This window comes from Serratia sp. JKS000199, from assembly GCF_900215455.1.
Taxonomy (GTDB): Bacteria; Pseudomonadota; Gammaproteobacteria; order Enterobacterales; family Enterobacteriaceae; genus Serratia; species Serratia ureilytica.
Genome location: NZ_LT907843.1, coordinates 3,278,040 through 3,294,437 on the forward strand (window position 1 = coordinate 3,278,040; position 16,398 = coordinate 3,294,437).

Genomic DNA, 16,398 nt, shown 5'->3' on the forward strand with positions numbered 1-16,398 from the left:
TTTATGGCCCTATAGCATAGACCATAAGGCCGCTAAAGTAGCGCCATGATTTCGTTACTACCGATTGAGGTTGACCATGATTAAGCAACGTTTGAACTATGCCGAGCTGGCGCCCGCCCCGTACAAAAATATGGTGAGCGCGCTGATGGCGCTGGAGAAAGGTGCCCTGGACAAGGCGACCATCGAGTTGATGTTTATGCGCGTTTCGCAGATCAACGGCTGCGCCTACTGCCTGGACATGCACGGCAAAGCGCTGCGCGAAAGCGGCTTCAGCCATGCCAAGCTGGATACGCTGGCGGGCTGGCGCGTCAGCCATGAATTCAGCGAGCGCGAACGCGCCGCGCTGGAATGGGCCGAGTCGGTTACGCTGATCGCCGCCACCGGCGCGCCAGACAGCGCTTTCGAGGCGCTGAAAGCGCACTTCAGCGATACCGAGATCGCCGATCTTACTTTCGCCATCAGCATCATGAACGCCTTCAACCGGCTGGCCGTCAGCATGCGTCAGTAATGCGCTCGCCTCCCCCTCTTGACTCTGAGGGGGAATTTCACACCCGCAAAAATTTTTCCCCTCGCCTTTTCCAGCCCCGGCGCGGCCTGCGCGCAAAACCCGACAAAACACCATATATAGCGTGGTTGATAAAACAAATATCAACATATAGTATTTTATCTATCAGCCGCAGGGAATGTTGTTCGGCTGATAACGCCGTCAGAAACGCCAGGAACAATGCTCCGTTCTCTGACTTGTCCGCCTTTCCCTCAGCTTAAAGGTAAATGCGAATCATGAGCATTATTATTTACAGTAAGCCGGACTGTGTCCAGTGCAACGCCACCTATCGCGCATTTGATAAACAGGGGATTGATTATCAGGTGATCGACCTCACTCAAGATCCGCAGGCGCTGGACCACGTTAAATCCTTAGGTTATCAGCAAGTTCCGGTGATTATCGCCGGTGACGATCACTGGGCCGGTTTCCGGCCGGACAAAATCGGCGCGCTGGCGCTCACCTGCTGAGGCCCGACGATGAATCCGCTGGTCTATTTCTCCAGCAGCTCGGAGAACACCCACCGATTCGTTGAGAAACTGGGCCTGCCGGCGATCCGCATTCCGATCGCCGGCGCCCGCAGCAAATTGCTGATGGAACAGCCCTATATCTTGATCGTGCCCAGCTATGGCGGCGGCAGCGCCGTCGGCGCGGTGCCGATCCAGGTGATCCGCTTTCTCAACGTTCCGCAAAACCGTTCATACCTGCGCGGCGTCATCGCCGCCGGGAACACCAACTTCGGCGCAGCATACGGCATCGCCGGCGACATCATCGCCAAAAAATGCCAGGTGCCTTTCTTGTACCGCTTCGAGCTGCTCGGCACTACGCAAGACGTTGAAAACGTTAGACAGGGAGTAACCGCATTTTGGCAACGACAGAACTGACCAGGCCCGAGACGGGCGCGCTGGATTACCATTCGCTCAACGCGATGCTCAATCTTTACGATGCGGAAGGCCGGATCCAGTTCGATAAAGATCGGCTGGCGGCGCGGCACTACTTCCTGCAGCACGTCAACCAAAACACCGTGTTCTTCCATAACCTGGAGGAAAAGCTGCGCTATCTGGTGGAAGAAGGCTACTACGAGCCGCAGGTGCTGGCGCAGTACGAATTCCCGTTTATCAAGCAGCTGTTCCAGCAGGCCTACGCCAAAAAATTCCGCTTCGAGACCTTCCTCGGAGCCTTCAAGTACTACACCAGCTATACGCTCAAAACCTTCGACGGCAAGCGCTATCTGGAGCGTTACGAAGATCGGGTGTGCATGGTGGCGCTGACGCTGGCGGCGGGCGACACCGCACTGGCGCAGGATCTGGTGGAAGAGATGATTTCGGGCCGCTTCCAGCCGGCCACGCCGACCTTCCTCAACTGCGGCAAACGCCAGCGCGGTGAGCTGGTCTCCTGCTTCCTGCTGCGCATCGAAGACAATATGGAATCGATCGGCCGGGCGGTGAACTCCGCGCTGCAGCTGTCGAAACGCGGCGGCGGCGTGGCCTTCATGCTGAGCAATATTCGTGAGGTGGGCGCGCCGATCAAGCGCATCGAGAACCAGTCCTCCGGCGTCATTCCGATCATGAAAATGCTCGAAGACGCCTTCTCCTACGCCAACCAGCTCGGCGCGCGCCAGGGGGCCGGCGCGGTGTATCTCAACGCCCACCACCCGGATATCCTGCGTTTTCTCGACACCAAGCGGGAAAACGCCGACGAGAAGATCCGCATCAAAACGCTGTCGCTGGGGGTAGTGATCCCGGACATCACCTTCGAGCTGGCGAAGAACAACGAAGAAATGTACCTGTTCTCGCCCTACGACGTCGAACGGGTGTATGGCACGCCGCTGTCTGAAATCAGCGTCAGTGAAAAATACCGCGAGATGGTGGACGACAAGCGCATCCGCAAGTCGCGCATCAACGCGCGTGAGTTCTTCCAGGTGCTGGCGGAGATCCAGTTCGAATCCGGCTACCCCTACGTCATGTTCGAGGACACGGTCAACCGGGAGAATCCGATCGCCGGGCGCATCAACATGAGCAACCTGTGTTCGGAGATCCTGCAGGTCAACCGCGCCAGCACCTATCACGAGGATCTGAGCTACGATCGCATCGGCAAGGATATCTCCTGCAACCTCGGCTCGCTGAACATCGCCAAAACCATGGACGCGCCGGACTTCGGCAAGGCGATCGAGACCGCGATCCGCGCGCTGACCGCGGTGGCCGACATGAGCGATATCCGCTCGGTGCCGTCGATCGCCGAAGGCAACCGCAGCGCCCGCGCCATCGGTCTGGGCCAGATGAACCTGCACGGTTACCTGGCGCGCGAGCGCATCTTCTACGGCTCGGAAGAAGGCATCGACTTCACCAATCTCTATTTCTATACCGTGGCCTATCACGCCATCCGCGCCTCGAACCGGCTGGCGATCGAACGCGGCGGCACGTTCGACGGCTTTGAGCACTCGCGCTATGCCAGCGGCGAGTACTTCGACAAGTACACCGAACGCGACTGGCTGCCGCAAACCGAGCGGGTGCGCGAGCTGTTCGCCGCCGCCGGCATCGCTATTCCGGGCCGCGACGAGTGGCGCGCGCTGCGCCAGTCGGTGATGATGCACGGGCTGTACAATCAGAATCTGCAGGCGGTGCCGCCGACCGGCTCCATCTCGTACATCAACAACGCCACCTCCAGCATCCATCCGATCGTCTCGCGCATCGAGATCCGCAAGGAAGGCAAGATCGGCCGCGTTTACTATCCGGCGCCGTACATGACCAACGACAACCTGGCGTATTACCAGGATGCCTACGAGATTGGCCCGGAAAAAATCATCGATACCTATGCCGCCGCGACGCAGCACGTCGATCAGGGGCTGTCGCTGACGTTGTTCTTCCGCGATACCGCCACCACCCGCGACATCAACCGCGCGCAGATCTACGCCTGGCGCAAAGGCATCAAGACCATTTACTACATCCGCCTGCGCCAGATGGCGCTGGAAGGCACCGAGGTGCAGGGCTGCGTGTCCTGCGCGCTGTGAGGCAACTTATGACGACCGTAACATCGGCGCCGCTGGTGCGCGCCATCAACTGGAACATCATCGAAGACGACAAGGATCTGGAGGTGTGGAACCGCCTGACCTCCAACTTCTGGCTGCCGGAGAAGGTGCCGCTGTCCAACGATATCCCGTCCTGGGCCACGCTGACGCCGAAGGAGCAGCAGCTGACCATTCGGGTGTTTACCGGGCTGACGCTGCTGGACACCATCCAGAACACCGTCGGCGCGCCGGCTCTGATCGCCGATGCGCTGACGCCGCACGAAGAGGCGGTGTACTCCAACATCAGCTTTATGGAGGCGGTGCACGCCCGCTCTTACAGCTCAATCTTCTCCACCCTGTGCCAAACGCCGGACGTGGATGACGCCTATCGCTGGAGTGAGGAAAACCGCGCGCTGCAGAAGAAAGCCGGCATCATTCTGGCGCACTACCGCAGCGACGATCCGCTGCTGAAAAAGGTCGCCAGCGTGTTTCTCGAGTCATTCCTGTTCTATTCGGGCTTTTATCTGCCGATGTACTGGTCCAGCCGCGCCAAACTGACCAACACCGCCGATCTGATCCGCCTGATCATTCGCGACGAGGCGGTGCACGGCTACTATATCGGCTATAAGTTCCAGAAAGGGCTGGAGAAAGTGGACGCCGCACGGCGCCAGCAGGTGAAAAACTTTGCCTTCGACCTGATGCAGGATCTGTACGACAACGAGGTGCGTTACACCGAGGAACTGTACGACGGCGTCGGCTGGACGGAAGACGTGAAGACCTTCCTGCACTACAACGCCAACAAAGCGCTGATGAACCTGGGGTATGAAGCGCTGTTCCCGCCGGCGATGGCGGAGGTCAACCCGGCGATCCTGTCGGCGCTGTCGCCGAACGCCGACGAAAACCACGACTTCTTCTCCGGTTCAGGGTCGTCCTACGTCATCGGCAAGGCGGTCAACACCGAGGATGAGGACTGGGATTTCTGAGGACATGACAGCGATGCCGGTCTTTCAGGCCGGTATCGTGCATTCAATACCCTTGTTCTTTCTGACTGCGGATCGCCAGAACAAACGCCGTATCGATATCAGGAATGTATTTGTAGAGCGCCAAATAACCGCGAGCTTGCTGCCCAATAATCAATTCACGCAGCCCTGCGCCAAGGGACCGTCCGATCAATGGATTATGTTCCAATACCGCAATTGCCTGGATGATTTCCTGAATGCGCCGCCCTGAATCCGCAGCGCCATACTGAGCCAAATGAGCGAGAATACGTTCGATATCATCCCTGACCTCTGGCGCCAACTCGACATTTGCCATCAGCGCCCCAATTTTTTAACCGGAGGTTTGACAGCGGCAGTATCACCCGCTGCGTAATTTTCCAAATAACCGCGCATCTCTTTCCAAGAGACCGTCTCTCCCGTCGCAATTATCTTGGCATAGCGTTTTTCCGCTTCATTCTCAAAGTCGCGGCGCAACTCTTCCTGCTGCGTTTTCTCCGCTATTGCCTGCAAAATAAAGCTGTGAGACGTTACGCCAACCTGCTCGGCGACGGCAGCGACTCGGGCTTTAAGCTCATCTGGAATACGAATGGTCGTCGTCGACATAATCGCTCCTAACGTCGGTCAATCACATGTAGCTCAATTGTGCTACATGCAGTCTGGCAGCGCAATAATGCAGAGGATTATTTCACCGATTGACGCGGCTCTAGCCGCCGCCAGATAGCGCGTTTCTCCGCATCGCTGGCGGTCGGCCAGGCGGCGATCTCCGCCCGCGTGCGCCGGCATCCGCGGCACTGCGGGGTTTCGTCGTCAATCCGGCACAGGCTGACGCAGGGCGACCTGACGCCGGGATGAAACTGCTGATTGTCGCCCGTCATACGCTGCCCTTGATGTGATGAGTTCCGCCACAGGATACCCGATCCTGCGGCGGCGCGTCGTCAATCAGATGATGCCGCCGTTGGCGCGCAGGGTTTGGCCGTTGATCCAACCGCCGTCGGCCCCGGCGAGGAAGGCCACCGCCGCAGCGATATCGTCCGGCGTGCCCAGGCGCTCCAGCGGCGCCATCTTCGCCAGCCGCTCGATAAGCTCCGGGGTTTTGCCGTCGAGGAACAAACCGGTGGCGGTCGGTCCCGGCGCGACGGCGTTCACCGTGATATTGCGGCCGCGCAGTTCTTTCGCCAGCACGCTGGTCAGCGCTTCGATCGCCGCCTTACTGGCGGCATACATGCCGTAACCCGGCTGCAGCAACCCCACCACGCTGGAGGAGAAGTTGATGATGCGGCCATTGTCGCGCAGGCGCTTCGCCGCCTCGCGCATCGCATTGAAGCTGCCTTTCAGATTGATGTCGAGCAGGCGATCCACGTCTTCGTCACGCATGTCCGCCACCGGCGCCAGCGCGATCACCCCGGCGTTATTGACCAGCACGTCGACGCCGCCAAACGCCTGTTCGGCGCTGTCGAACAGGCGGGCGACCGCAGATGCATCGCTGACGTCGGCTTTGACGCTCAAGGCGCGGCCGCCGCCCTGTTCAATCTTGCGCACCAGCTCATCGGCCGGTGCCGGGTTGCCCGAATAGTTGATGATGACGGTGAAGCCATCGGCGGCCAGACGCTCGGCGATGGCCGCGCCGATACCGCGCGATGCGCCGGTGACGATGGCGACGGAGGGAGTTTTCTGATTCATCGGGAGATCCTTAAAGAAAACGACGAGGGTAACGTTAATCATGCACTCTTTATCACGGCGAATAAGCCCCGATTCTCTGGCATCATCATCCCAAATTATCGAACAATGTCCCCAAGGCGCTTACGATGGCCGCCCGTTGGGCGGCCATCTCCATTACAGCGCGCCGTAGTTCAATGGCACCCAGGCGTAACCGTCGCCCTGGCGGTTCAAATACCCCAACCCCGGGAACGACAGGTGTGCGCCCCCCACCAGCTCGCTCTGCCGCGCGCTGTCACCAAATATCCGTAGCCGCTGAGCGACCGCCGCCTTGGCGTCATTATCAAAGCTGATAGCCACCTTCGGATGCGGCATCTGCACCGCCGCCACGTGGATCAGATCCCCCAGCAGCAACAGCTTCTGGCCCTGGCTGGTCACCTGATACACGCTATGCCCCGGCGTATGGCCGTGGGCGGCAAAGGCGGCAATGCCCGGGGAAAGCTCACCGTCACCGCTGAACGGCTTAAAGTGGCCGGCCGCCTGATACGGCTTGATCACTGCCTGAGCCCTTTCGAAGTTGCTTTTACTGCCCGCGCTAGCCTGTTTCAGTTTGTCCGCGCTTAGCCAGAAGTCCGCGTCCTGGCTGGCGGCGCGCACCACCGCATTGGGGAATACCGCCTTGCCGTCGTGCGTCAGCCCGCCGAGGTGGTCCGGGTGCATGTGGGTCAGGTAGATCTCATCCACCTGCTCCGGCTGGTAGCCCGCCGCACGCAGGTTATCCACCAGCTTGCCCAGGCCGTCGCCCAGCAGTTGGCCGGCGCCGCTGTCGATCATCACCAGCTTGTCGCCGGTATTGATCAGATAAGCATTGACCGACGTGACCACCGGCAGGCTTTGATGCTGCTCGGCTACCCCGGCGGCGATCTGCTGCGGCGTACGGCCCAGTAACAGCTTATCCGCCGGCAGGCGAATAATGCCGTCGGACAACGCGGTCACTTCAAAGCTGCCCAGCATGATGCGGTAAAATCCCGGCGTCGGGGTTTTGGCCTGCTGCGCGGCGGCGCCGGCCTGTAACGACATAACGGCCAGCGCCGCGCCCAACAGACAACGTTTCCAGAACATGATGACTCCTTGTGAGAATTGAACAGCGCTAAGTATTGACGCAAAAAGTCCGATGCGCCTGTTTAATAAATGCCTTTGATAAATATATAAATAATATATTCATTATGAATAATTTTGTTTGCCAAGCCACACAACCCCAATCCATATTTTCTCGTGCGCCGCTTCGTTATTTTTCTTACTCCCTAAACCACGAGTAAGGAAATATGATGAGCTATCAATTCGAAAACCTGGTCTTTGAAGGCGGCGGCGTAAAAGGCATCGCCTATGGCGGCGCACTGGAATTGCTGGAGGCCAAAGGCATCATGCCGCAGATCAAGCAAACCTCCGGCGCCTCAGCGGGCGCCATCGCCGCGCTGCTGGTCGGGCTGGGCTGCAGCTCGGCCGACGTGACCAAGATTCTGTCGGCGATGGATTTTAAAAAATTCCTCGATTATAACGGCGGTTTTTTCGGCACGCTCCAGGACGCCTATCGCCTGTTCAATCAATACGGCATCGCGCCCGGCGATTATTTCTATCAATGGTCACGCGATATTATCAAACAATATACCGGCAACCCGGATATTACCTTCGAACAGTTCGAAGCGATGAAGGCGGCGAAAGGGTTCAAGTCGATTTACTTTATCGGCGCCAACCTCAACAGCGGCCAGCGAGAGGTTTATTCTCACCGTACCACGCCGCGCATGAAAGTGGCGGATGGCCTGCGCATTTCGATGTCGTTCCCGTTCGCCTTCGTGGCGAAGAAAAATGCCCTGGGCGACCTGTGCATCGACGGCGGCATGATCGACAACTACCCGGTGCGGCTGTTCGACTATGACTTCTCCGCCACGCCGCCTTACATCGACAGCACCAGCCAGCGCATCAACACCCGTACGCTGGGCATTCGCCTGGACTCCGCCAGTGAAATCGCTCAGGCCGCCGGTCAGGGCGGCCCGCGCACGCCGGTCAACAACCTGTTTGATTTCACCCTGGCGGTGGCCAACGTGATGCTGGACATCCAAACCAAGGTGCATCTGGACAGCGATGACTGGAAGCGCACCGTGTATGTCGACACGCTCGACGTCGGCACGCTGGAGTTCGGCATCAGCGAGGAGAAGAAACGCGCGCTGATCGAATCCGGCCGTCGCGGCGTAGAGCGCTACTTCGCGTGGTACGACGCCGCCATGAAGCAAGCGGCGTAACCGGCAGTTCCCCGCCCGCGCGTCGGGCCGGCGCGCGGGCAAAAAAAATCCCCGCGGGGGCGGGGAAAGGCAAAGTAACGCTAAGGATTTATAGGAGTTATACGAAGAACTTGGCCAACACCAGCAGCGACAGCGAAACGTTGATAGCGCCGCCGATACGGGTTGCGATCTGGGCGAATGGCATCAACGACATGCGGTTGCCGGCGGTGAGGATCGCGACGTCGCCGGTCCCGCCCTGCCCGCTCTGGCAGCAGGAGACGATCGCCACGTCGATAGGATGCATGCCGATTTTCTTGCCGACGAAGAAACCGGTCGCTACCAGCGCGCTGACGGTGGTGACGATCACGATCAGATTCTGTACGGTGAACGCGTCCACCAGTTCCTGCCACGGCGTGATGGCTACCCCGACGGCGAACAGGATGGGATAGGTCACGGCGGTGCGGAAGAATTTGTACACCACCTGCGAGCCTTCCTGAATGCGCGGCGACACCCCGTGCGCCAACTTCACCGCCACGGCGGCGAACAGCATGCCCACCGGCGCCGGCAGGCCGATCAGACGGTGCAGCAGCATGCCCACCATATACAGCAGAATGGCCAACAGCGCGCCGCAGGCGATGGTGCTGACGTCCACCTTGCCGCTGATTTTTTCCACCGCGCTCATGTCGCTTTCACCCTGCTTGCTCGGCATCAGGCTGCCTTCGCCGGTCAGGTGCGGATAACGCTTGCCCAGCTGGTTGAGCAGGCCGGCGATGACGATAGCGGTCAGGCTGCCGAGCATCACGATAGGCAGAATGCGCCCCAGCGCCACGCCCTGCTCCATGTGCAGGATCGCGGCATAGCCCATCGACAGCGGGATCGCCCCTTCACCTACGCCGCCGGCCATGATCGGCAGGATCAGGAAGAAGAAGATCTGGAACGGTTCCAGGCCCAGCGCCATGCCGACGCCCATCCCCACCAGCATGCCGACGATCTCGCCGCACAGCATGGGGATGAAGATGCGCAGGAAGCCCTGGATCAGCACCTGGCGGTTCATGCTCATGATGCTGCCGACGATGATGCAGCAGATGTAGAGGTAAAGAATGTTGGTCGATTTGTAGAACTTGGTGGTCGACTCCACCACCACGTCCGGCAGCAGGCCATAGTGCACCAGCGCGGAAGGAATGAAGGTGGCGCAGATCGCCGCCGCGCCCATTTTGCCGATCAGCGGCAGGCGCTTGCCGAATTCGCCGCAGGCGAAACCGAAGAACGCCAGGGTGGCGACCATCACCACGATATCGCTCGGCAATTTGCCTTCCAGGCAGTCGAGCAGAATCAACACGCCGGCCAGAATAAAGAACGGTAACGGAATAATCCCTACTTTATAATTATCCAGTATCCGCCACCATTTCTCACGCAGAGGAATATCAGCGGCCTTGTCTTTGGCTACGAGGTAAGAATCATCTGTTGTGCTCATAATCTGGCCTCTTATTAGTTTGTTCAGCCATCATAGAGAAGCGCACGGATTATCTGCTGTGATTATGTTCAAAATTAAAAAGGGTTTTTAATGGTGGTTATGGTTTCTATGGGGTTAATTAAGATTATGTAAAAATCAGCGTGGTTTTAATGGTGTTAATGCCGTTTTTATTTTAAAGCTTATCAACTTTATCGCAGACGAACAATTCTCGTCCGGTTCACTCTAATCCCGTGTGAGGGATCACAAGTTGATCGGGCGCAATATTACACACCCCGTATCTCGTGATAGGGTAAGGCTTCAGGATCTCTTTACGGTGAAGCTCCGCCATGCGCCTTAAACTCTCATTTCAAATCAAGCTGTTTCTGTGCCTGGTGGCCTTCTCCTGCCTGCTGCTGAGCTGCATCGGCGCCTACACCTATTACCAGCTGGATGCGCAGCTGCACCGCGATCTCGGCGCCCGCGCCCAGGTGCAGGCGCGTGAAATCGCCCTTATCCCTTCGTTGGTGGATGCCGTAGAAAAAAACGACGCCGCCAGGATCGCTGCGTTGATGAAAAAAATCCGCGCCAGCAGCGACGCCAGCTATATCGTCATCGGTGATAATCATGCCCGTCATCTCTATCATTCAGAATATGAGGGCCGCCTGGGCACGCCGATGATCGGCGGTGATAATAAAGAAGTATTGGAAGGAAAAAGCATTATTTCCATTCGCAAGGGCGGCATCGGCGTTTCATTACGCAGCAAGGCGCCGATTCTGGATGAAAATAATCACGTCATCGGCATCGTTTCCGTCGGCTATTTGAAATCGCATATCGATAATTTAAATGCCAGGACATTAACGCAAATTATCGGTTCCATCGTGCTGCTGCTGATCGCCCTGTTCGTTTTTTCCTGGCTGCTGTCGAAAAATCTCAAACGCCAAATGTTCTGGCTGGAGCCGAAAGAGATCGCGCTGCTGGTGCGCCAGCAAAAAGCGCTGCTGGAAGCCATCTATGAGGGCGTGATCGCCATCGATCCGCAGCTGCGGATCATCACCATCAACCATGCGGCGCGTGAGCTGTTGGATCTGCATCAGCCCGCCACCGGCCTGCTGGGCCGGCCGATCGGCGACGTGATCCAGGCCCAGCCGGACTTTTTCGCCGTCGCGCACTTGGAGCACGACACCCATGACGAGGTGTGCCGCTTCAACCACGTGCGGGTGATCGCCAGCCGGGTGCGCATCATGCAGGAGCAGGAGCTGCAAGGCTGGGTGATCAGCTTCCGCGACAAGAACGATATCAATACCCTGAGCAGCCAGCTCAGCCAGGTGAAACGCTATGCCGACAACCTGCGCATCATGCGCCACGAGCAGCTGAACTGGACCGCCACGCTGGCCGGGCTGCTGCATATGCAGCGCTACGACGAGGCCATCCGCTATGTGGAAGCCCAGTCGGAGGGGGCGCAGGAGATCCTCGATTTCATCTCGCAGCGCTTCAGTTCGGCGGCGCTGTGCGGGCTGCTGCTGGGCAAATACTCCAGCGCCAGAGAGAAAGGCATCGAACTGCGTTTCGATCCGGCCTGCCAGCTGCGTCAGATCCCGGCGGCGCTGAATGAGACCGAACTGATGTCGATCGTCGGCAACCTGCTGGATAATGCGGTGGAGGCGACGCTGCACTGCCCGGCTCCGCACGACGCGATCGAACTCTATATCAGCGACGGCAGCGACGAGCTGGTGATCGAGGTGGCGGATCGCGGCACCGGCATCGCCGAGGAGATTCGTGATACGCTGTTTGAACAGGGCGTGACCACCAAAGCGGATAAAAGCGACCACGGCATCGGCCTGCATCTGGTCGCCAGCCACGTGGCGCAGGCGCACGGCAGCATAGAAGTGTCGGACAACGAGCCGCACGGCGCGATATTCTCTATATTTATCCCTAAATAAAACCCATAACCCGATTTTTTTGAGCACCCGATTATGTCACACCAAACACTGGACGTTCTGATCGTGGAAGATGAGCCGCAACTGGCGACGCTGCACGCAGAGTTCATCGAGAAAAATTTCAACCTGCGGGTGGTGGCCTACGCCGCCACGCTGGCCGAAGCGCGGGCCAAAGCCAACGAGCATCAGCCGCGGCTGATCCTGCTGGACAACTTTCTGCCGGACGGCCAGGGCATTGAGCTGATGGAAGAACCGGCGGTAAAGAATCCCGCCTGTTCGGTGATTTTCATCACCGCCGCCAGCGACATGCATACCTGCAGCCAGGCGATCCGCAACGGCGCCTTCGACTACATCATCAAGCCGGTGTCTTACAAACGGCTGCGCAACTCGCTCGAGCGCTTCATGCAGTTCGTGCAGACCCAGCGCACCTTCAAAATCATCGATCAGGACAATGTCGATGCGCTGTACAACCTGCAGTCGAAGCAGTTCTCCAGCGAACCGAGCGCCAAAGGCATAGAAACCAACACGCTGGAGCTGGTGCAGGCGCTGTTTATCGCCCAGCCGGCGGTGGCGCATGCGGTGGAAGACGTGGTCGAACAGGTCGGCATCAGCAAAACCACCGCTCGCCGTTATCTGGAATATTGCGTCGCCACCCAGTTCGTGCGGGTGGAGATGCTGTACGGCAATATCGGCCATCCGCGCAGGCTGTATCGCAAGGCCTAAGGCTGCCATCTGGCTGTCATACTAAGGCGATAACATGACGCTCGACGATATCCCCCTCGATATCGGCACCTGTCGTTAAAACTGATGAAATACTGATGACTTTTGCCCGGCCTCTGGTCGGGTTTTTTATTATCCGAACGGCAGGCGCGGCGCCCAAATATTTCTCTGCGCCACACCGTATTATTTCCCCAAAAACCAAACCATTATGGCGAATAATGGCCGTCAATTTTGAGTCACGGGCCAAATTACCATAACTAATTAAAACCTTGATGTAAACCACTAATATCCCATTTAAATGACATTGAGGGTTGTTTCAGATATTCACTGTGTTAGGGTAAAAAGCTCTTTTATTTTGCTAAGGACAGCCCATAACGCTTTAATTAAACCAGAGGAAACAGCAAATTGCATGGCAATTAAACTCGAAGTAAAGAACCTGTATAAGATATTTGGCGAGCACCCGGAACGCGCATTCAAACTGCTGGATAAAGGTCTGACAAAAGATCGGCTGTTTGAAAAAACCGGCTTATCGCTCGGCGTAAAAGACGCCACTCTGGCCATTGAAGAAGGCGAGATATTTGTCATCATGGGGCTCTCCGGTTCCGGCAAGTCCACCCTGGTACGCCTTCTCAATCGTCTGATAGAACCCACCCGCGGTCAGGTGCTGATCGACGGTGAGGACATCGCCAAAATATCCGACACCGCGCTGCGCACCGTGCGGCGAAATAAGATCAGCATGGTATTTCAGTCATTCGCGCTAATGCCGCATATGAATGTTCTGAATAATACCGCCTTTGGCATGGAATTAGCCGGAATACCGCTGCAGGAACGCCAGGAAAAAGCGCTGGACGCCCTGCGTCAGGTCGGGCTGGAAAATTATGCGCTGTCTTATCCGGATGAATTATCCGGCGGCATGCGTCAGCGCGTGGGATTAGCCCGCGCGATGGCCAATAACCCGGATATATTATTGATGGACGAAGCCTTCTCGGCGCTCGATCCGTTAATTCGCACCGAAATGCAGGATGAGCTGGTGAAATTACAGGCTCAGCATCAGCGCACCATCGTGTTTATTTCCCACGATTTGGACGAAGCGATGCGCATTGGCGATCGCATCGCCATCATGCAGGGCGGCGAGGTGATCCAGGTCGGCACGCCGGACGAGATCCTCAATAATCCGGCCAACGACTACGTGCGCACCTTCTTCCGCGGCGTGGACATCAGTCATGTGTTCAGCGCCAAGGATATCGCCCAGCGGCGTCCGGTGACGCTGATCCGCAAAACCCCCGGTTTTGGCCCCCGCTCGGCGCTGCAGCTGCTGCGCGATGAGGACCGTGATTATGGTTATGTTGTTGAACGCGGGAAGAAATTTATCGGCGTGGTGTCGATAGAGTCGCTGAAAAAGGCGCTGTCCGCCAATCAAACGCTGGACGATGCCCTGCTTGAGGCCCCCGCCGCCGTGCCGGCCGACACGCCGCTCAGCGATCTGATCTCCCTGGTCGCCCAGGCGCCGTGCGCGGTGCCGGTAGTGGGCGAAGAACATAACTATCTCGGCATCATCTCCAAGGCCATGCTGCTGCAGGCGTTGGACAAGGAGGGCACAGCCAATGAGTGATACCACGCAAACCCAAGATCCCTGGGCTACCGCACCGGCCGATGCCGGCGCCGCCCCCGCTCACGATGCCGTCGCCAACGCCGGCGACGCCTGGTCCAGCGCGCCGCCGCCGGCCGCTCATGACGCCGCCGGGCAAGGCGCCGATTGGCTCAGCAGCGCCCCGGCGCAGCCTGAGCACTTCAGCCTGCTTGATCCGTTCCACAAAGCCTGGGTGCCGTTTGATTCCTGGGTCACGCAAGGCATCGACTGGCTGGTGCTGCACTTCCGCCCGCTATTCCAGGGCATCCGCGTGCCGGTAGACGTGATCCTGAGCGGCTTCCAGCAATTGCTGTTGGGCATGCCGGCGCCGATCGCCATTCTGGTGTTCTCGCTGGTCGCCTGGCAGATCGCGGGCCTCGGCATGGGCGCCGCGACGCTGCTCTCTCTGGTCGCCATCGGCGCCATCGGCGCCTGGTCGCAGGCGATGGTTACGCTGGCGCTGGTGCTGACCGCGCTGTTCTTCTGCATCCTTATCGGCCTGCCGCTCGGCATCTGGCTGGCGCGCAGCAAGCATGCCGCCAAAGTGATTAGGCCGCTGCTCGACGCCATGCAGACCACCCCGGCCTTCGTCTATCTGGTGCCGATCGTCATGCTGTTCGGCATCGGCAACGTGCCGGGCGTGGTGGTGACCATTATCTTCGCGCTGCCGCCGATCGTGCGTCTGACCATTCTTGGCATCAAGCAGGTGCCGGAGGATCTGATCGAGGCCGCCGAATCCTTCGGTGCCAGCCCGCGCCAGCTGCTGTTCAAGGTGCAGCTGCCGCTGGCGATGCCGACCATCATGGCCGGCGTGAACCAGACGCTGATGTTGGCGCTGTCGATGGTCGTCATCGCCTCGATGATCGCCGTCGGCGGTCTGGGCCAGATGGTGCTGCGCGGCATCGGCCGGCTGGATATGGGCCTGGCCGCCATCGGCGGGGTCGGCATCGTGATCCTGGCGATCATTCTCGATCGCCTCACCCAATCGCTGGGGCGCGATCGCCGCAGCAAGGGCATCGGCCGCTGGTACCGTCGCGGCCCCATCGGGCTGTTTACCCGTCCATTTATCAAACAAGCCTGACGCTTTTCCCGCCGGCGGCTGCGGCCCCGGCGGGCCAGGGCACCACCACATCAAAAGAGGGGAAACACTATGCGCACCACGGGCATCTGGGCTCTCGCCCTGACGACACTGATTGGCTCACAGAGCGCCATCGCGGCGGATTTACCCGGCAAGGGAATAGCGGTACAGCCGGTACAAAGCACCATTTCCGAAGAGACGTTCCAGACGCTGCTGGTCAGCAAGGCGCTGGAAAAACTGGGTTACGACGTGAAGGAACCGCGCGAAGTGGATTACAACGTCGCCTACACCTCCATCGCCTCCGGCGACGCCACCTTTATCGCGGTCAATTGGGATCCGCTGCACGCCGATCAGTACAAGGCCGCCGGCGGCGACGCCAAGTTCTACCGCGAAGGCGTCTACGTCAACGGCGCCGCGCAGGGCTACCTGATCGACAAGAAAACCGCCGAGCAGTACCACATCACCAACGTCGAACAGCTCAAGGATCCCAAGATCGCCAAGCTGTTCGACACCAACGGCGACGGCAAGGCCGATCTGACCGGCTGCACCCCGGGCTGGGGCTGCGAGGCGGTGATCAACCACCACATCAAGGCCTATGGCCTGAGCAATACCGTCGAACACAACCAGGGCAACTACGCGGCGATGATCGCCGACACCATCACCCGCTACAAAGAGGGCAAACCGGTACTGTATTACACCTGGACGCCGTACTGGGTCAGCGATGTGATGGTGCCGGGCCGCGACGTGGTCTGGCTGCAGGTACCGTTCTCTTCCTTGCCGGGCGAGCAGAAGAACGTCGATACCAAGCTGCCTAACGGCGCCAACTACGGCTTCCCGGTCAACACCATGCGCATCGCCGCCAACAAGCAGTGGGCCGAAGCCAACCCGGCGGCCGCCAAGCTGTTCGCCATCATGAAGCTGCCGATCGCCGACATCAACGCGCAAAACCTGCGCATGCATGAAGGCCAGGCTTCGGAGGCCGACATCCAAAACCACGTCAACGGTTGGATCAAGGCGCATCAGGCGACCTTCGACGGCTGGGTGAAAACCGCCGCCGAGGCGGCGAAGCCGTAACCGATCGGGGGCGCCTCTGCCGCGC

At 58.8% G+C, this 16,398-nt stretch carries 18 protein-coding genes; 11 read left to right on the plus strand and 7 right to left on the minus strand.

What is annotated here, in order from left to right:
- Window positions 1–76 precede the first annotated feature (76 nt).
- From CPH57_RS15720 to nrdF, 5 genes are all read left to right on the plus strand, one after another.
- Window positions 77–508 (plus strand): carboxymuconolactone decarboxylase family protein, encoded by a 432-nt coding sequence (locus CPH57_RS15720; protein ID WP_015378864.1) that lies wholly within the window; start codon window positions 77–79, stop codon window positions 506–508.
- Between the two features lie 272 nt (window positions 509–780).
- On the plus strand, window positions 781–1,011 hold the full coding sequence (locus CPH57_RS15725) for a redoxin NrdH (protein ID WP_033644148.1): 231 nt from the start codon (window positions 781–783) through the stop codon (window positions 1,009–1,011).
- A 9-nt stretch (window positions 1,012–1,020) separates the two neighbouring features.
- A complete protein-coding gene (nrdI, locus tag CPH57_RS15730) occupies window positions 1,021–1,425 on the plus strand; it encodes a class Ib ribonucleoside-diphosphate reductase assembly flavoprotein NrdI (RefSeq protein WP_004928930.1) in 405 nt (134 codons plus the stop codon).
- Window positions 1,407–3,551, plus strand: coding sequence for a class 1b ribonucleoside-diphosphate reductase subunit alpha (gene nrdE, locus CPH57_RS15735; RefSeq protein ID WP_071991659.1), 2,145 nt, complete (start codon window positions 1,407–1,409; stop codon window positions 3,549–3,551). The genes nrdI and nrdE overlap by 19 nt, the downstream gene beginning before the upstream one ends.
- A gap of 8 nt (window positions 3,552–3,559) precedes the next feature.
- Window positions 3,560–4,531, plus strand: a complete 972-nt coding sequence (nrdF, locus tag CPH57_RS15740; RefSeq protein ID WP_033639549.1) for a class 1b ribonucleoside-diphosphate reductase subunit beta — start codon at window positions 3,560–3,562, stop codon at window positions 4,529–4,531.
- A 43-nt stretch (window positions 4,532–4,574) separates the two neighbouring features.
- Here the strand turns inward: nrdF and CPH57_RS15745 are convergent, their stop codons facing one another.
- From CPH57_RS15745 to CPH57_RS15765, 5 genes are all read right to left on the minus strand, one after another.
- Window positions 4,575–4,862: a type II toxin-antitoxin system RelE/ParE family toxin gene (locus CPH57_RS15745; protein ID WP_033639548.1), complete on the minus strand. Its 288-nt coding sequence runs from the start codon at window positions 4,860–4,862 to the stop codon at window positions 4,575–4,577.
- Window positions 4,862–5,149 carry a CopG family ribbon-helix-helix protein gene (locus CPH57_RS15750; protein WP_033639547.1) on the minus strand — a complete coding sequence of 96 codons (288 nt, stop codon included), beginning with the start codon at window positions 5,147–5,149 and terminating at the stop codon, window positions 4,862–4,864. The genes CPH57_RS15745 and CPH57_RS15750 overlap by 1 nt, the downstream gene beginning before the upstream one ends.
- Window positions 5,150–5,226: 77 nt before the next feature.
- Window positions 5,227–5,421, minus strand: coding sequence for a DUF1289 domain-containing protein (locus CPH57_RS15755; RefSeq protein ID WP_096242549.1), 195 nt, complete (start codon window positions 5,419–5,421; stop codon window positions 5,227–5,229).
- 64 nt (window positions 5,422–5,485) lie between these two features.
- Window positions 5,486–6,226 carry an SDR family oxidoreductase gene (locus CPH57_RS15760; protein WP_042785246.1) on the minus strand — a complete coding sequence of 247 codons (741 nt, stop codon included), beginning with the start codon at window positions 6,224–6,226 and terminating at the stop codon, window positions 5,486–5,488.
- 153 nt (window positions 6,227–6,379) lie between these two features.
- Window positions 6,380–7,324: an MBL fold metallo-hydrolase gene (locus tag CPH57_RS15765; RefSeq protein ID WP_096242550.1), complete on the minus strand. Its 945-nt coding sequence runs from the start codon at window positions 7,322–7,324 to the stop codon at window positions 6,380–6,382.
- A 206-nt stretch (window positions 7,325–7,530) separates the two neighbouring features.
- Between CPH57_RS15765 and CPH57_RS15770 the strand changes: the two genes are divergently transcribed.
- Window positions 7,531–8,502 (plus strand): patatin-like phospholipase family protein, encoded by a 972-nt coding sequence (locus CPH57_RS15770; RefSeq protein ID WP_096242551.1) that lies wholly within the window; start codon window positions 7,531–7,533, stop codon window positions 8,500–8,502.
- Window positions 8,503–8,599: 97 nt separating this feature from the next.
- Here CPH57_RS15770 and CPH57_RS15775 read toward each other — a convergent pair whose 3' ends face one another.
- Window positions 8,600–9,955, minus strand: coding sequence for a 2-hydroxycarboxylate transporter family protein (locus tag CPH57_RS15775; RefSeq protein ID WP_033644155.1), 1,356 nt, complete (start codon window positions 9,953–9,955; stop codon window positions 8,600–8,602).
- A gap of 326 nt (window positions 9,956–10,281) precedes the next feature.
- Between CPH57_RS15775 and CPH57_RS15780 the strand changes: the two genes are divergently transcribed.
- Together CPH57_RS15780 and CPH57_RS15785 are read left to right on the plus strand one after the other, a co-directional pair.
- Entirely contained in the window at window positions 10,282–11,874 is a 1,593-nt protein-coding gene (locus tag CPH57_RS15780; protein ID WP_033644156.1) for a sensor histidine kinase, read from the plus strand.
- 33 nt (window positions 11,875–11,907) lie between these two features.
- Window positions 11,908–12,594, plus strand: a complete 687-nt coding sequence (locus CPH57_RS15785; protein ID WP_033644157.1) for a response regulator — start codon at window positions 11,908–11,910, stop codon at window positions 12,592–12,594.
- 16 nt (window positions 12,595–12,610) lie between these two features.
- Here the strand turns inward: CPH57_RS15785 and CPH57_RS24430 are convergent, their stop codons facing one another.
- A complete protein-coding gene (locus CPH57_RS24430) occupies window positions 12,611–12,874 on the minus strand; it encodes a hypothetical protein (RefSeq protein WP_145957278.1) in 264 nt (87 codons plus the stop codon).
- A 126-nt stretch (window positions 12,875–13,000) separates the two neighbouring features.
- Here CPH57_RS24430 and proV point away from each other — a divergent pair, with 126 nt between their 5' ends.
- The 3 genes from proV (at window position 13,001) to proX (ending at window position 16,373) form a co-directional block, all read left to right on the plus strand.
- A complete protein-coding gene (gene proV / locus CPH57_RS15790) occupies window positions 13,001–14,203 on the plus strand; it encodes a glycine betaine/L-proline ABC transporter ATP-binding protein ProV (protein WP_096242552.1) in 1,203 nt (400 codons plus the stop codon).
- Window positions 14,196–15,302: a glycine betaine/L-proline ABC transporter permease ProW gene (gene proW, locus CPH57_RS15795; protein ID WP_096242553.1), complete on the plus strand. Its 1,107-nt coding sequence runs from the start codon at window positions 14,196–14,198 to the stop codon at window positions 15,300–15,302. The genes proV and proW overlap by 8 nt, the downstream gene beginning before the upstream one ends.
- A gap of 69 nt (window positions 15,303–15,371) precedes the next feature.
- On the plus strand, window positions 15,372–16,373 hold the full coding sequence (proX, locus tag CPH57_RS15800) for a glycine betaine/L-proline ABC transporter substrate-binding protein ProX (protein ID WP_033644160.1): 1,002 nt from the start codon (window positions 15,372–15,374) through the stop codon (window positions 16,371–16,373).
- The last annotated feature ends 25 nt before the right edge of the window (window positions 16,374–16,398 follow it).

Coding starts and splice junctions, on each gene's coding strand:
- CPH57_RS15765 (WP_096242550.1), bottom strand. CDS start 7,324: ATGTTCTGGAAACGTTGTCTGTTGGGCGCGGCGCTGGCCGTTATGTCG.
- nrdI (WP_004928930.1), top strand. CDS start 1,021: ATGAATCCGCTGGTCTATTTCTCCAGCAGCTCGGAGAACACCCACCGA.
- CPH57_RS15755 (WP_096242549.1), bottom strand. CDS start 5,421: ATGACGGGCGACAATCAGCAGTTTCATCCCGGCGTCAGGTCGCCCTGC.
- nrdF (WP_033639549.1), top strand. CDS start 3,560: ATGACGACCGTAACATCGGCGCCGCTGGTGCGCGCCATCAACTGGAAC.
- proW (WP_096242553.1), top strand. CDS start 14,196: ATGAGTGATACCACGCAAACCCAAGATCCCTGGGCTACCGCACCGGCC.
- proX (WP_033644160.1), top strand. CDS start 15,372: ATGCGCACCACGGGCATCTGGGCTCTCGCCCTGACGACACTGATTGGC.
- CPH57_RS15780 (WP_033644156.1), top strand. CDS start 10,282: ATGCGCCTTAAACTCTCATTTCAAATCAAGCTGTTTCTGTGCCTGGTG.
- CPH57_RS15745 (WP_033639548.1), bottom strand. CDS start 4,862: ATGGCAAATGTCGAGTTGGCGCCAGAGGTCAGGGATGATATCGAACGT.
- CPH57_RS15785 (WP_033644157.1), top strand. CDS start 11,908: ATGTCACACCAAACACTGGACGTTCTGATCGTGGAAGATGAGCCGCAA.
- CPH57_RS15750 (WP_033639547.1), bottom strand. CDS start 5,149: ATGTCGACGACGACCATTCGTATTCCAGATGAGCTTAAAGCCCGAGTC.
- CPH57_RS15760 (WP_042785246.1), bottom strand. CDS start 6,226: ATGAATCAGAAAACTCCCTCCGTCGCCATCGTCACCGGCGCATCGCGC.
- CPH57_RS15720 (WP_015378864.1), top strand. CDS start 77: ATGATTAAGCAACGTTTGAACTATGCCGAGCTGGCGCCCGCCCCGTAC.
- CPH57_RS15770 (WP_096242551.1), top strand. CDS start 7,531: ATGAGCTATCAATTCGAAAACCTGGTCTTTGAAGGCGGCGGCGTAAAA.
- proV (WP_096242552.1), top strand. CDS start 13,001: ATGGCAATTAAACTCGAAGTAAAGAACCTGTATAAGATATTTGGCGAG.
- CPH57_RS15725 (WP_033644148.1), top strand. CDS start 781: ATGAGCATTATTATTTACAGTAAGCCGGACTGTGTCCAGTGCAACGCC.
- CPH57_RS15775 (WP_033644155.1), bottom strand. CDS start 9,955: ATGAGCACAACAGATGATTCTTACCTCGTAGCCAAAGACAAGGCCGCT.